General features: G+C 57.9%; 9 protein-coding genes. 6 read left to right on the plus strand and 3 right to left on the minus strand.

What is annotated here, in order from left to right; translation table 11 throughout:
* Positions 1–3: 3 nt before the first annotated feature.
* From TMS3_RS14500 to TMS3_RS14525, 6 genes are all read left to right on the plus strand, one after another.
* Positions 4–846, plus strand: coding sequence for a nitrate- and nitrite sensing domain-containing protein (locus TMS3_RS14500; protein WP_025166000.1), 843 nt, complete (start codon positions 4–6; stop codon positions 844–846).
* A 10-nt stretch (positions 847–856) separates the two neighbouring features.
* Positions 857–2,161 (plus strand): EAL domain-containing protein, encoded by a 1,305-nt coding sequence (locus TMS3_RS14505; RefSeq protein WP_025166001.1) that lies wholly within the window; start codon positions 857–859, stop codon positions 2,159–2,161.
* A gap of 128 nt (positions 2,162–2,289) precedes the next feature.
* Positions 2,290–2,691, plus strand: a complete 402-nt coding sequence (locus TMS3_RS14510; protein WP_025166002.1) for a hypothetical protein — start codon at positions 2,290–2,292, stop codon at positions 2,689–2,691.
* Positions 2,692–2,820: 129 nt separating this feature from the next.
* Positions 2,821–4,164: a protein kinase domain-containing protein gene (locus tag TMS3_RS14515; RefSeq protein ID WP_160321033.1), complete on the plus strand. Its 1,344-nt coding sequence runs from the start codon at positions 2,821–2,823 to the stop codon at positions 4,162–4,164.
* Positions 4,165–4,528: 364 nt separating this feature from the next.
* A complete protein-coding gene (locus TMS3_RS14520; protein WP_160321034.1) occupies positions 4,529–6,862 on the plus strand; it encodes a DUF4238 domain-containing protein in 2,334 nt (777 codons plus the stop codon).
* Positions 6,863–7,199: 337 nt separating this feature from the next.
* Positions 7,200–7,910: an abortive infection family protein gene (locus tag TMS3_RS14525; RefSeq protein ID WP_025166005.1), complete on the plus strand. Its 711-nt coding sequence runs from the start codon at positions 7,200–7,202 to the stop codon at positions 7,908–7,910.
* Positions 7,911–8,026: 116 nt separating this feature from the next.
* On the opposite strand, the gene TMS3_RS25635 is transcribed toward TMS3_RS14525, so the two are convergent.
* From TMS3_RS25635 to putP, 3 genes are all read right to left on the minus strand, one after another.
* Complete coding sequence (locus tag TMS3_RS25635) at positions 8,027–8,353, minus strand: hypothetical protein (protein ID WP_083491764.1); 327 nt, start codon at positions 8,351–8,353, stop codon at positions 8,027–8,029.
* Between the two features lie 524 nt (positions 8,354–8,877).
* Entirely contained in the window at positions 8,878–12,774 is a 3,897-nt protein-coding gene (gene putA, locus TMS3_RS14530) for a bifunctional proline dehydrogenase/L-glutamate gamma-semialdehyde dehydrogenase PutA (RefSeq protein ID WP_025166006.1), read from the minus strand.
* Positions 12,775–12,882: 108 nt separating this feature from the next.
* On the minus strand, positions 12,883–14,352 hold the full coding sequence (gene putP, locus TMS3_RS14535; RefSeq protein ID WP_025166562.1) for a sodium/proline symporter PutP: 1,470 nt from the start codon (positions 14,350–14,352) through the stop codon (positions 12,883–12,885).
* Between the last annotated feature and the right edge of the window lie 423 nt (positions 14,353–14,775).

Consider the following 14,775-nt stretch of genomic DNA (forward strand, 5'->3'; position numbering starts at 1 on the left):
GAAATGGATGGATGGCACGGACTCGCGCTGTACCTAGTTACCGGAGCAGCCGTCGCGGCAGCACTGGCCCTGGCCTTCTACGGCCTGCACCGTCGGCTGCAGCGGCAGAAGCGACTGCATATTCAGTCGAACATTCACCAACTGGTCTTGCTGCGCGCACTGATCACCAGCTTTCAGCGCCACCGTGGCTTGAGCAATGGCTTGCTCTGCGGCGATACCAGCATGAGCCAGGAGCTTGCCGGGACCCGGCAGAAGCTGGACCAGCATATCCGCGACGCGCAGCTACTCGGCGGCACCCACCAGGACGCCTGGATCAGCCTGATCGATCACTGGTCACGCCTGCGCGAAGGCCGCATCAACGACCCGGCGAACAACCTGGTGCAGCATCACCTGATCATCCGTAACAGCATCTTCCTGATGGAGGATGTGGCCAGCGAAGTCGACCTGAGCGAGGGCCGCGCCACCCTGGGCTACCTGCCCTGCATCTGGCGCGAGGTGGTGCAGGCAGCCGAATGGGCCGGCCAGGCTCGCGCCCTAGGCACCGGGATCGCCGCGGCCGGCAAGAGCAGTGCCGAGCAACGCGTACGGATGCGCTTCCTCTACCAGAAAATTCAGTTGCTGGCCGGCACCGCCTTTAACACTCTGCAGCCGCAGAGCGAGCTGTTCCGCCTGCCCCATCGCGAACGGATAATCGAGGAGTTCCTGCTCTGCATCGAGCAGGAATTACTCGGAAGTGAACAACCGGCAATCGCCGCCAAGACCTACTTTCAACGCGCCACCCAGGCCATTGATGAGCTATTCGCCCTGATGGATACCGCGTTGCAACAACTGCAGCCGCAGCGCTAGTGGATACCCCATGCTGAATACCGCCCTGCCCTTGCCAATGCTCGACAATGCAGACGCCTGCATGGCCCTGCACGATCCACTCGCCGAGCCGATGCAGTGCACCCGCTATCGCGGCCTGACATTGACCAGTCACTTCCAGCCTATTTTCAGCATCGCCCACGGTCGCGCGGTGGGTTACGAAGGGCTGGTTCGAGCACGACATGACGATGGACGCCCGGAGACGCCCGCGACGTTGCTGGCCCTGCCGAACGACGGCCAGCAATGCCTGGAGCTGGATCGCACCTGCCGAACCCTGCACATGCATAACTTTGCCCGCCAGGCCAGCGGCCAAGCCTGGCTGTTCCTCAATCTGAACTCACAGTACCTGGTCACTGAACGACCGGACATCGGCTTTACCCGGAATCTGCTGCAGGCTACCGGCATCCCCGCCCATCGGCTGGTCATCGAAATCATCGAAAGCGAAGTCCGTGATCAGGCCCAATTGAAGCAGTTCATCCGCTACTTCCGGGAGCTTGGTTGCCTGATCGCCATCGATGACTTCGGCGCTGGCCACTCCAATTTCGACCGGATCTGGGATCTGGAACCCGACATCGTCAAGATCGACCGCCGCCTGATTCAGGATGCGAGCAACTCCCCACGCGTCGGGCGGATTCTCAACGGCATCGTCAGCCTGCTCCATGAGGCAGGCAGCCTGGTGGTAATCGAAGGCGTGGAGAGCGAACACGAGGCCCTGCTGGCCATCGCGGCCAATGCCGACATGGTACAGGGCTTCTATTTTGCCAAACCGCAGCCGCGCCTCAGCGACCCTCAGGGCGTAGCCGAGATCTTCGCCAGCCTGCGACGTGGCCAGCAGTGGCACAGCGTCAAACGCCATGCCGACCTGCAACACTACTCGCGCGGCATTGAAGGTCTGTTCCAGCAGGCCTTGGTCGAGTTCGCCGCCCACCAGCAGTTTGTCCAAAGCAGCACACGGCTGTTCAGCGATCCACGCACGGTACGTTGCTATCTACTCAATGAGGCGGGTTACCAGGTATCGCCCAATGTCTATCCACTGCATTACCAGCAGCAGCTGAACCGGCGATTTGCGCCGCTGCAGTGTGGCGACCATGCCAACTGGTCACACAAGCACTACCACTACCGAGCCTTGAAACAACCGGGCGTCATTCAGATCAGTCGACCTTATCTATCGGTGGCGGATTCACGCATGTGCATCACCCTGTCGCAGACTGTCCATGCCGGCGGCATGCTGCATGTCTTCTGCTGTGATCTGGACTGGCAAGAACAATCAAGGCACTGCAGCGCTGCTGAGCCGTAGTCTGTAGCCGACTGCACGGTGGCCACGTCACGACGGGCACAGCGGCTTCTCAGGCAGACAGACTGCAGATTGCGCCCTCGACAAACTCAGTGGGCAAGGACAAGCGCGGCTCGCTATGATTGCAACCCATGACGTCCTCTATCCCGATCCGCCAACCCTGCCCGCCCGGTGCCTGCGACTGCGGACGTGATCGGCTGTTGGACACACCCGAAGCTGACCTGCGCATCCTGCGTCTGACCCGCCCGGAAGAAAAGCGCCTGCTCGAACGACTGGAAAACATTGAGAGCCTGACCGACCTCGAACGTATGCAGAGTCGGCTGTACGAGCAGTTAGGTATCCGCCTGAAAATCGCCCCAGGCTTCAACGAAGTGCGCAGCATGCGCGGCATCGCCATTCACCTCGATGAACTGCCCGGATTGTGCCGTAAAACCCGCCAGTCGATTCCGGCGGCGATTCGCCGAGGCCTGGAAAAGCACCCGGAGATTGCCTACAGACTGCTGGATGCCCACGACCTCTTTCGCGACACCTGAGGCGCCTACTGAGGTGGGAGGAAGTAGATAGGGCTGGAGTCGGCCAATAGCGGCCAGTAACGAATGATAGGGGCGGCCAAGCCAAAGAAGCCTGATAGGCTTGAGCGATCGACCCTAGGGAAGCATGTGATGACTGTTACGGAAGAGATTCCCGCCTGGAAGACAAAACACCCAGGAGTCCCTGATAGTTGGAAGCAGCTAGGGGCTGGTGGAAATGCATACGTATGGACTGATGGCTCTCATGCGATTAAGCGTTTAAAGCCCAATGCGGGGACAGAGGCTATTGCTAGATTCAGGCGCGAGGCAGAAATAGTCTCTTCGCTCCAAGACGTCCAAGGGCTTAGCCTAGTCGCCGTTCAGGAAGTTCGAGAACGAGCCGGCGATGTTGAGATCGTCATGGAGGTGATGGATGGGAACCTCGAAGAGGTCATCCACCTATTCACGGGGCAACCCAAGAAGGCCGCACGCGCACTTATCCCAATAGCAAACACCCTTGCCGCGCTATCTCAGCGCGAACGCCCGATCCATCATCGAGATATCAAACCGTCGAATCTGCTCTACCGAGAAAGCGAGGACATCCTTTATCTGGCCGATTTCGGATGTGCTTATCTTGCTGGGGATGAGCGTTTGACTCCGCAACGACGTGCAATGGGCGCTTGGGCCTATCGCTCTCCTGAATACTCAAACGGACGCGTGGCAGAGGTCAATGAAAAAGGCGATGTATTTAGCCTCGGGAAAGTCCTCTGGGCAATGATCTACGGCGAGCGTGGAGTGGTTTTTCCTGGGCCGGTGTGGTTCGAAAGGGAATACGATCTTGGAGAGGTGTTTCCAGAGCTGCCGCAAATTCATCATGCAATGTTACTTATATCTCGGGCTGCTGCGATCAATCCCAATAATCGCCCATCTATGGCTCAATTTGCTGAAGGACTGCGCGCGATAATAGATGATGGAAGCATTGTGGGGGATAGTGATATGTCGATCGAATTATTGCGCGCAGAAGCGTTAATTGAGGTGGAATACCAGCAACGTCGGGCATCAACGGCAACCTTTGTTAGGGCGATGCACTCGGATCTCCTCAATGCAATTAGAAACCTGCATAACAGCAATCCGGAACTAAAAATGTGGCGCGAGTGGTTTGATGAAGCACAGCGCACTCCACAAACGACAGAAGCTCTAGTACAGCAGGTGGCAGAGCTTGAATCGGATGCGCCGATAGTTAATGTCCGATTTAGGCGTCGAGCCTTGATTACAAGATTTTATCCTGCAACAGCGTCAGTACCAGCATATTTCAGGGCCTCATTAGGGAGCGAAGATGATTCGGCGCACGCTTCAACGCTGACTGTGAGAAATGCAACAGAAGGGCTTTGTTTCGAAACGGTAGGCATGGAAGAACTTGCACCCGCTGGAATGTACACTTCCGAAAAATTAGAACTATTTCTAGCATTAGCCACAAAACGACAGATAAGTCGCTGAATGCTAGCTATACATGATATCTGGCAGTGCCTGCTTTGGGTCGGTTGTTTCCCTTGTTGACTGGCTGCAACCGACCCCAAACGGACTCTAACGATGTAGTTAATAGGCGGCTGCCAGTGCATTTGACTCGCGCGGCATGGAAGTCAGTGGTAGTGTCCGGAAATAGGCTCGCGCGATGGGCTCTTTTGACGGGTAAGTCCGCACCATAGGGTTATTTTCGACCAGTAGCTAACCTCAAGACTTCTAACCTAGAGCTCTTAGGTGCTCTAACCAAATCAATAAAGCCATATAACTATTGGCGGCCAAAGAAATGAGCAGGACTAGGGATAATCATTTTGTAGCTCAGTGGTATCAGAAAGGTTTCATGCATGAGCGGGACCGCCAGCTCTGCTATCTAACTCGCCGAGATATAGACCTAAAGAACGGTGAAATCAAGACTATTTACTCCAAGAAATGGCATACACCGGCTCAACAGCTCTATAAGATCGATTTATACTCGACATTCTTAGGTGAAGAAATTAATGATGATATTGAACAAAAGCTTTTTGGGCCGATAGACGATAACGGTTCAAGAGCTGTGCGAGCATTCCTAACTGATGACCAATCGCAATGGCATCACAATTTTCAGAACTTATTCGTATATATCGACGCCCAAAAACTAAGAACCCCCAAAGGCTTAGATTGGATTGAGAGTAAGTACCCAAAACTAAGCCAGCCGCAGTTGATGATGGAGATGCAAACGCTGCGCACAATGCATTGCGTTTTGTGGGCTGAGGGCGTAAGAGAATTAGTCTCCGCTGAAAACTCCGAAGTAAAATTTATAATTTCCGACCATCCTGTCACGATTTACAATTACGCGTGCCCTCCTGGAACAGAGCTATGCGAGTTCCCTAATGACCCCGATATTTCACTAAAGGGTTCGCAGACAATATTTCCGCTAGACAAAAATCGTTGCTTAATTCTAACTAATCTTGAATATGCCCGAGACCCTGACAATGTAAATCCACTTGAGCAAAGAACCAATGCCGTCCGTGTTCGTAACAGCATGGTTAATACCATTGAGTTTATTAATTCTCGCAAGCTGACGGCAGGAGAGGTTGCCAAAGTCAACCACATCATCAAAAGCAGAGCCCAATCATCAGTAGCTGCTGGTAAAGAAGAGTGGCTTTACCCTGAAATCGACTTAAATTGTGACTGGGCCGATATACGAAAAGTTCTCCTGCCTCCAATCGATGGGCTTTACAGGTTTGGCGGGGAAATGTTTGCAAAGTTTGATGACGGCTCTGTTCACTATCAAGATGCGTTTGGTCGAACAACACCTCAGAACGAATATCTAAACAAGAACATAGATGAAGCCAAAATTGGTCGCAACGATTTTTGCGGTTGTGGCAGTGGCAAAAAGTATAAAAATTGCTGTCGAGATATTCCAAATGGATTTAGAACCACTTGGAAGGTGGCAAGTATTCGAGAGCGAAATCTAGCGTTCTGCAACTGCATCCGCGATGTTCTTGGTCTTGATAGCGGTAAAACCTGGGTGGATGTTAGGCGCGAACTATCCGAAAGCCAGATATCAAGGATTTATGGTTTTTATTCTGTTTTGTGGCCTCGTGACACCGATATTTATTCATTGCTGCCTAAGCCTGATGGAAAGTTTCGAGGGCTTTACACAGGGGTATTAGATGTTCGGATTATTAGTGAGAACGCCTTGCCCATGGCGTCTGTATTTGACGAATTCCTAATAGAGACGCCAATAGTCAACCCAAATAATGTTAAGCCAGAATTTAGCCCAATTAAATCGCCGGGAAAGTACAAATATCAGGCATTAAAGGATTTTCTCTTTATGCTTGAGATAGAGCCATTCATTGGGCGCGGCCTAGTAAACCTTATCCCAGATCCAACTGAGTTCGACCTCGCCCTAATGAAGGGTATGATGGAAATGGCTAGAGATCGATCCCAGCATCGCACTAAAGAAATGTTCTGCAAGAAAGACCTAGAATTGCACTACAGGTTGGCCACTGAGGACTTGCTGAACGCTATGGCAATGATGCCTAGTGCCGCAAAAAAGCAAGCATTAATACATCAGTTTGGGTTGATTGAGGAAAAGGCAGCAGAGGTACTCTCTGAATTAGAACGTCATGCCGAGGTGTCTCCACTAACTATGCTGCAAAACATGCCCCTTGGTGAGGGTGGTCAGTTTTTCCAATTCAAGATGGGGCCAAATTATGAGATGGCACTTTTCTTGGCACAAGTCACAGGTTCGGCACTGGTTACCGATAGTGGTTGTAGATGGCGAGAATTGATTCCAGCACAGCATCGAACTCAAGGGATTGTCAACTATCCATGGGGTGATGCTTTAGAGCAAATAACTTCCATGCCTATGGATTATAAATTCCTGGAAACACACCAGATATCTCAGGGTCAATTTGCCGCCTTTAGGGAGATCATAAAATCGGCAGATCGCATGGTTTTGGGTAATGATCGAGATGCTGCTAAGTTGGGTCGCCTAACTGATCAAGTAAAGCGCTTTGTTAGTCACGTTGGGCCAGCTATAGATCCCAAGTCGACCAGCGCATTAACAATACTAAGCCCTGATGGCGGGCTCTATGATCCCCATGTCCAAAGATTGTTGGCTCTATCGGGCTGTCAACAATATGAGAATAAAGTTAGGTCGATTTATGGGGTTTCGCTTGCAAATTAAAGTCGTAGTTAACGAAGTAAGTTTACTTTCTGCGTAGCCATAATCGTCTAATCAGGTTTACAAGAAACCATAGGGTGACAGTTTATAAGCTCTATGCGAGGGGTTAGTATGATCGAAATCAGATATCTGCGGGCATCAGTTGTCGACCATTCTCAACTGATCGCGATTGGTACAAGCCGACCGAAAGCAGTCAGCGTAAGTATAAAAAGCAAAGCGCTGCTCTCCCTGCTCAAGTCGATAATCATCGTAAGGGCTGGATGCAGCAAAAAGTTTTCCGCGAAGATTGATAATGCCACTTGGGTATGGCCGCGAAAAATAATAGGGAGACACAGAGGTGATGGCGATAAATTTGCTGCTACATGAAGTTTTGCGAAAGGTGAAATCTGGCGTGACATCGTTCGACCCCGAAAAAGATGCAAGTGGCGATCTAAACAAATTCCAAGCCATAGCAAAAACAATTATTTATGCTCATAAGCAAGGGTATATATCCAAAGTAATCCCACAAATGGACTCTATGCTCGGTAAGCTGTCTTACAACCTTATTCTGGTTAATGGTGGGCTGACATTTGAAGGCGAATATCATTTAAATGAGCTTTCCGGTCAGCCAACACCCGCTGACGAGGCGTTGAGCGACCTATTAACTCGAATTCCCAGTCACAACATACGTGATAAGTGGGAAAAAGCTCTTCATCGCCGCGTGACAGACCCAAGCGGAGCGATTACGGCGGCAAGAAGCCTTCTTGAAACAACGCTCAAATGGATTATTGAGGAGCGTGGAGGAAAGCCCACTGAAAATAACAGAGAGCTATTTGGTAAAGCGATTGACGCCCTTGGAATTGTTGTCAAAGGACAGCCCGTTGAGAAAACGATCGAAGGGCTTAATTCAATCATCTGGGGTATAGGCGAAATGAGAAATAGACTTGGTGACGCGCATGGCGCAACCTCAAACAGCATGCCCCCAACAGCTAGAGAGGCGGGTTTCTGTGTGAATCTTGCCGGAGCAGCTGCCCTGTTCCTGCTTGAGGAGTTTGAGTCTAGTCAAGACTAAGTGCTCCTGGTTTTGTAGGTGCTCTATGGCTGCTTATGGCCAATTTCTGCCGGTCGTCACAGGCAGTTTCGGGGCGTAGCAGACGTTTTAAAGCGTCTGCATACGGCCAGCAGTGCTTAGACAAATACCTGTCGAGCTATGCCGCGCGGGATGCGGTTTCTACCCGGCAGTTTCTCCAGACGTTGCTGCCATTCGGCTCGGGGTGTCAGGGTAGAGGTCGGCTTCACCTTTTCAGCCGTTACGATAGCAACCTTCGCAGCTCTTGCTGCGGCTCTAAGTTCCGCAAGACTTGGTGTCTTACGGACAGGCTCAGCAGTTCCTTTATCAACGCTGCGAAGGCAGAGCTTGCATGAAACCTGAGTAACATCCTGGGTACTGTTCAGATTCGAGCCTGTGCGTCCACATACGACATTATCCGGGGACGCGGAGTAGTGAATTGCCAACGTGTTGTCTCCTACATTTTCGGGCGCGGGATTTTACACGGTTCGATTACGACACAAGCTGCTTATCCTTGCGTTGTGGAGGGCTTGGTAGAAAGGTCGAATAGCGGCCCCATGGCCATCCCCAGACCCGTTGTGTGTGGTGATACCTGCTAGGCGTCGAACTCCCTCAAGCGCAGGTGAAGTTTGAACGTTGGCTGTTCGAAGAAATCGCTTTTTGCTAGGACAGCATTGCATCACGTGTCGCCGTTTGACGAGTGCGTCCATCAATCTGCGAAGGTTGCCCGTCGGTGTCCGCCATGAGGCGGAAACAGCCGGTCGATCCGACTTCCAACTTGCTAGCCAGCTATGGGTGGAGGCTGTGGAAAAACGTTTTCAGGCAGTTTTAGCGACCTGAGCCGGCACGAAAGCGCACGGCCATGCAACTTCCTGCTCTGCTCATGCAGCAAAGCTCAGACAGGTTTCACCTAGCAACGCAGACTTAAAACGCTGCCTGCGTTGCTACATGCCAGCCCCCGGCGTGGCGGCTACTCCATCGTGAATAGCGAGGCGTTGCCGCCCGACGCGGTGGTGTCAATGCTCAGCGCGCGCTCCAGCACGAAGCGGTGCAGGTAGGCCGGGCTGCCGGCGAGCGGACAACCCGGCGCGCCGCCCGCATGGGCTTTTAGCGCAAAGGGGATCAGCGGCCGGATCGCCCCGTCGCATTCAGCAAGCACGCGATTGAGCGCCTTCGCCAGCGCGTGCGGCCCGGCCAGGGCCACGGCATCGACGCGTTCGTCCTCGATCACGTCCTTCAGGGTCGCGTCCGCACCGGAGGCCAGCGCACCGAGCGCGTCCTTCGGCACCCCGGCGGTGTGCAGCAGGCGCTGCAGCTCGCTGGCCACGCGGCCATCCTCGTGCCACAGCACCACGCTGTTGCCGGCGGCGAGCGCCGCGCCACTCTCGGCGGCGAGCGCGGCGAAGCCACTGCCGGTGGCCGCGAGGCAAGCTACGAGACCACGCGGCGGACACCTCAGTTCGTTACGCTCACCGGTGGGCCCGGGCAGCACAGTGGGTTCGGCCAGTTCGGCCTCCGCCTGCGCGGCGTAGAAACGCAGGGCCTCGGCGGCTCGGCCGATGCCCTGCTCGCCGTCCGGGTCGAGTCCGCCGAGCGTTTGTGCCGAGGCCTCCAGCGCCGCCGCGGCCTTCTCCAGCATCGCGCTACGTTCAGCGACCGGTCGCGCCGACCAGGCGGGCGCTGCAGCCCTCGCCTCTTCCAGCGCACGCAACAGCTGCTCACGCGACACGCCCGCCAGTGTGGGCGCCTCGCCACCGGCAGCGGCGGCCTGCGGCTGCGCTTCGCCATCGACGACCTCGCTGGCGAAGCGCAGCAGGTAGTGCGGACCGCCGGCCTTCGGCCCAGTGCCCGAGAGGCCTTCACCGCCGAAAGGCTGGACGCCGACCACCGCGCCGATCTGGTTGCGATTGACATAGGCATTGCCCGCACGCATCCGCTCGAGAATCAGGTCGCGCGTCTCATCGACACGGGTGTGGATACCGTGGGTCAGTCCGTAGCCCGTCGCGTTGATGCTATCGACCACCTTGCCGATCTGCTCGCCGGGGAAGCGAATGACGTGCAGCACCGGGCCGAACACCTCACGCTTGAGGCGCGCCAGACTGTCAAGTTCGAAGGCAACCGGTCCGACGAAGCTGCCCCGGCCGCTGCTCGGGCCTGGTTTGATCTGCTTGAGCAGCTTCGCCTCGCCGCGCATGCGCTTGATGTGCTTGTCGAGCAGGCCCTTGGCCTCGTCGTCGATGACCGGGCCGATGTCGCTCGACAGCAGTGACGGGTCGCCGACATTGAGCTCCTCCATCGCGCCACAGATCATCTTCAGCATCTTGTCGGCGACATCCTCTTGCACGAACAGTACGCGCAGCGCCGAACAGCGCTGGCCGGCACTCTGGAAGGCCGACATGACGACGTCGCGGGCGACCTGCTCGGGCAGTGCGCTGGAGTCGACGATCATCGCATTCAGGCCGCCGGTCTCGGCAATCAGCGGGCAGAGCACGCCGTCACGTCGCGCCAGTGTGCGGTTGATCAACTGCGCCACCTCGGTCGAGCCGGTGAAGCACACCCCGGTCACGCGGGAATCGGCGACCAGCGCGCCACCGACACGGGCGCCATCACCGGGCAGCAGGTGCAGCACGCCGGCCGGGATGCCGGCGCGGTGCATCAGCCGCACGGCGGCGGCGGCAATCAGCGGCGTCTGTTCGGCAGGTTTGGCCACCACCGCGTTGCCCGCAGCCAGCGCCGCGGTGACCTGACCGGCGAAGATCGCCAGCGGGAAGTTCCATGGGCTGATGCAGCAGAACACTCCGCCACCGTGCAGGCGCGCCTCGTGGCCCGCAGCAGCCGGCACGCGCAGGCGCACCGGCGGGCCGAAGTCGTGCTCGGCGCGCTGCGCGTAGTAGCGGCAGAAATCGACTGCCTCGCGCACCTCGGCAAGGGCATCCGCGAGCGTCTTGCCTGCCTCGCGTACCGTGATGGCCATCAGCTGCGGCGCCTCTTGTTCCATCAGGTCGGCGAGCCGACGCAGGGCCGCGGCGCGCTCGGCGACCGGGGTGGCGGCCCAGTCGGCAGCATTGCGCTGGGCGCTGGCCAGCGCCTGCTCGACGTCCTCGTCCGTGGCCTCGCTCGCATGGCCGACGACGCTGCTGCGGTCAGCCGGGTTCAGCACCTCGCGCGCGTCGCGCTGGGGCTCTTTACCTTCGATGATCGGCCCGGCGCGCCAGCTGCCCTGCTCGGCCGCCGCCATCGCCTCGGCGAGCTCGCGCAGGGTCGAGCGATCGAACAGATCGCGCCCGGCGAAGTTGGTCCGCCCTTGGCCATAGAGGTCTTGCGGCTGCGGGATCTGCGGATGCGGGATATAGGACAGGGCCTGCACCTGGGCGACCGGATCGGCGATGATCGCATCGACCGGCTGCGACTCATCCTGAATGCGGTTGACGAAGGAACTGTTGGCGCCATTTTCCAGCAGCCGACGCACCAGGTAGGCGAGCAGGTCCTCGTGCCCCCCGACCGGCGCATAGATGCGGCACGGCATGCCGATGCGCTTGTCCTCGACCACACCCTCGTACAGTTCTTCGCCCATGCCGTGCAGGCGCTGGAATTCGAAACCGCCCTTGTCGCCGGCGTACTCGAGCACGGAAGCAATGGAGTGGGCGTTGTGGGTCGCGAACTGCGGATAGAACACGTCGCGATTCGCCAGCAGTTTGCGCGCGCAGGCGAGGTAGGCGACGTCGGTGTTCATCTTGCGCGTGTAGACCGGGTAGTCGGGCAGCGCCAGCTCCTGCGACAGCTTGATTTCCGCATCCCAATAGGCGCCCTTGACCAGGCGCACCATCAGCCGGCGGCCGTGGCGACGGGCCATGTCGGCGAGCCAGTCGATAACGAAGGGCGCGCGCTTTTGATAGGCCTGCACGACGACGCCGAAACCGTCCCAGCCCTTGAGATCCTCGGAGCCGGAAACCGCCTCGATGACGTCGAGCGAGATGTCCAGCCGCGCCGCCTCTTCGGCGTCGATGTTGAGGCCGATGTTGAGCTTGGCGGCCTCGACTGCGAGCGCGTGCATGCGCGGCACCAGCTCGTCCATGACCCGCTGCTCCTGCCACAGTTCGTAGCGCGGGTGCAGCGCCGACAGCTTGACCGAGATGCCCGGCCCCGCGTAGATGCCCTTCCCGCCCGAGACGCGGCCGATGGCGGCGATCGCACTGCGGTAGGACTCGAAGAAACGATCGGCGTCGGCCATCGTCCGTGCGGCCTCCCCCAGCATGTCATAGGAATAGCTGTAGCCCTTGCGCTCGAATGCCTTGGCCCGCTCGAGCGCCTCGTCGATCGTGCGGCCCATGACGAACTGCTTGCCCATGATGCGCATCGCCTGATTCACCGCCTCGCGGATCATCGGCTCGCCGACCCGGGCGACCAGCCGACGCAGCACCGCACCGGCTGTCTGGCCCTTGACTCCGCGCAGGCCGACGACCCGACCGGTGAGCATCAGCGCCCAGGTCGAGGCATTGACGAACACCGAGTCGCTGCGCCCGAGGTGTGCGTCCCAGTTGGCGGCCGACATCTTGTCGCGGATCAGCGCTTCCTGGGTGGCGTCGTCGGGGATGCGCAGCAGCGCTTCGGCGATGCACATCAACATCACCCCCTCCTGGGTGGACAGGCCGTACTGGTGCAGAAAGGCGTCGATGCCGCCCTTGGACCTGGCGCGCACACCCTCGACCAGGCGCCTGGCAGTGGCCTGGATGCGCGCCTGGGCCTCGGCCTTGACATCGAGTTGGCCAAGCAGCGCTGTCACGCACTGAGCTTCGTCGGCACGGTAGTGGGCGTCGATCTCGCGCCGCAGCGCATCGGGTTGCAGTGGGGGTGTCGCGGAACTCATGGTTTCGTCCTCGCCTGAAGCCTGGTGCGGATGCTCCGCACCAGCCTCGCTAAGGCCGGCGCGGATACCGACGCGGGTACCGATGCGTCGGCAGTCGTATAACCGCACTCAGTCGTGAAGGGTCTTCTCGAAGGTGTCGAACTCGTCCTGGATCGCCGTGGCTGGCGGCTCGCTCATCAGGCTTACCCCGACGACGGTGAGCGCACAGAGGATGAAGCCGGGAAGGATCTCGTACATGTCGAACATGCCGCCTTCGATCTGCTTCCACACGATCACCGTGACCGCGCCGACGATCATGCCGGCGATGGCACCATTGCGGGTCATGCGTTTCCAGAACAGCGACAGGATGATCACCGGCCCGAACGCTGCGCCGAATCCGCCCCAGGCATAGGAGACCAGGCCGAGTACCGTGCTGTCGGGGTCGCGCGCCATGAGCACGGCGATCAATGCGATCAGAATCACCGTGCCGCGGCCGATCCACACCAGCTCCTTCTGGCCGGCGTTCGGCCGGATCAAGGCCTTGTAGAAGTCCTCGGTGAGTGCGCTCGAGGAGACCAGCAACTGCGAGTCGATGGTGCTCATGATCGCCGACAGGATCGCCGCCAACAGCACACCCGCCACCCAGGGGTTGAACAGCACTTGCGACAGGGTAATAAACACCGTCTCCGCATTCGCCAGCGGATTGTCGGCGAAATAGGCGATGCCGGCGAAACCGGTGAACATCGCGCCGTAAACGGCCAGCACCATCCAGGTCATGCCAATCAGTTTGGCCATGGGCATGTCGCTCGAGCGGCGCAAACCCATGAAGCGCACGACGATATGCGGCTGGCCGAAATAGCCCAGTCCCCAGGCCATCAGCGAGACGATGCCGAACAGCGTCATCTCGTGGAAGATGTCGAGGCGCGCAGGATCGATGGCCGCCACCTTGGCGACCGTGTTGCTCCAGCCACCGTCGGCACTGATTACCGCGATCGGGACCATGAGCAGGGCGACAAACATCAGCAGGCCCTGCACGAAGTCGGTCCAGCACACCGCCAGGAAGCCACCGAGAAAGGTGTAGGAGATGATCACGATGGCGCCCACCCAGAGCGCGACGCTGTACTCCATGCCGAAGCTCTTCTCGAACAGGGTCGCGCCGGCGACCATGCCCGAGGAGGTGTAGAAGGTGAAGAACACCAGAATCACTACCGCCGAAATGATCCTCAGCACCTTGCTGCTGTCATGGAAACGGTTCTCGAGGTAGTCGGGCACGGTGATCGCGTCGCGGGCAACCTCGGTGTAAACGCGTAACCGGCGGGCAACGAACTGCCAATTCAGGTAGGCGCCTATCGTCAGGCCCACGGCGATCCACGCCTGGTTCATGCCCGAGACATAGAAGGCGCCGGGCAGCCCGAGCAGCAGCCAGCCGCTCATGTCCGACGCGCCGGCGCTCAGCGCAGCAACGCCGGGGCCGAGGCGGCGTCCGCCGAGCACGTAGTCGGACAGGTCATCGGTGAGCCGATAGGCCGCGAAGCCGATGATCAGCATACCGACCAGGTAGACGACGAAGGTCACCAGGGTGGGGGTACTCATGTTCATGGCTGTCGCTCCTCACTTGCCCATCAGGTAGGTAATCAACGACAGCAACACGACGGCGCACATCGGCACGACCAGCCAGAACCAGGTTGCGAAACTGAGTGCATGTTCCATGGGGCATCCTCATGTTTGTGTTGTTGCGCATCGCGATCGCGCGGGCGAACCGGACGAGTCCGGATCTGCTCCGGAACCCTGCGGACTGGCTGGCACTTCAACGTGCCCCGGCCCATGCAGATGACGGATTGGACGCCCCTTGAGCTTCATCTCAGACATCTAACCTGGACGAAAACAGCGCCTCGACGGCGAGCAGATGTTCTTAACTATAGGCAAGATTTACGGCCTGACCGGCCGGCAGCGGCGAGCGGGGTTGGCAAGACGCCCCGCGAGACACGCTGCTTCAGATCGAAGGGGATGTGTTGAAATGTC

This window comes from Pseudomonas taeanensis MS-3, assembly GCF_000498575.2.
GTDB lineage: Bacteria > Pseudomonadota > Gammaproteobacteria > Pseudomonadales > Pseudomonadaceae > Aquipseudomonas > Aquipseudomonas taeanensis.

Excerpts from the sequence above, each read along its gene's own strand:
- TMS3_RS14500 (WP_025166000.1), top strand. The coding sequence starts at position 4 with ATGGATGGATGGCACGGACTCGCGCTGTACCTAGTTACCGGAGCAGCC.
- TMS3_RS14505 (WP_025166001.1), top strand. The coding sequence starts at position 857 with ATGCTGAATACCGCCCTGCCCTTGCCAATGCTCGACAATGCAGACGCC.
- TMS3_RS14510 (WP_025166002.1), top strand. The coding sequence starts at position 2,290 with ATGACGTCCTCTATCCCGATCCGCCAACCCTGCCCGCCCGGTGCCTGC.
- TMS3_RS14515 (WP_160321033.1), top strand. The coding sequence starts at position 2,821 with ATGACTGTTACGGAAGAGATTCCCGCCTGGAAGACAAAACACCCAGGA.
- TMS3_RS14520 (WP_160321034.1), top strand. The coding sequence starts at position 4,529 with ATGCATGAGCGGGACCGCCAGCTCTGCTATCTAACTCGCCGAGATATA.
- TMS3_RS14525 (WP_025166005.1), top strand. The coding sequence starts at position 7,200 with ATGGCGATAAATTTGCTGCTACATGAAGTTTTGCGAAAGGTGAAATCT.
- putA (WP_025166006.1), bottom strand. The coding sequence starts at position 12,774 with ATGAGTTCCGCGACACCCCCACTGCAACCCGATGCGCTGCGGCGCGAG.
- putP (WP_025166562.1), bottom strand. The coding sequence starts at position 14,352 with ATGAACATGAGTACCCCCACCCTGGTGACCTTCGTCGTCTACCTGGTC.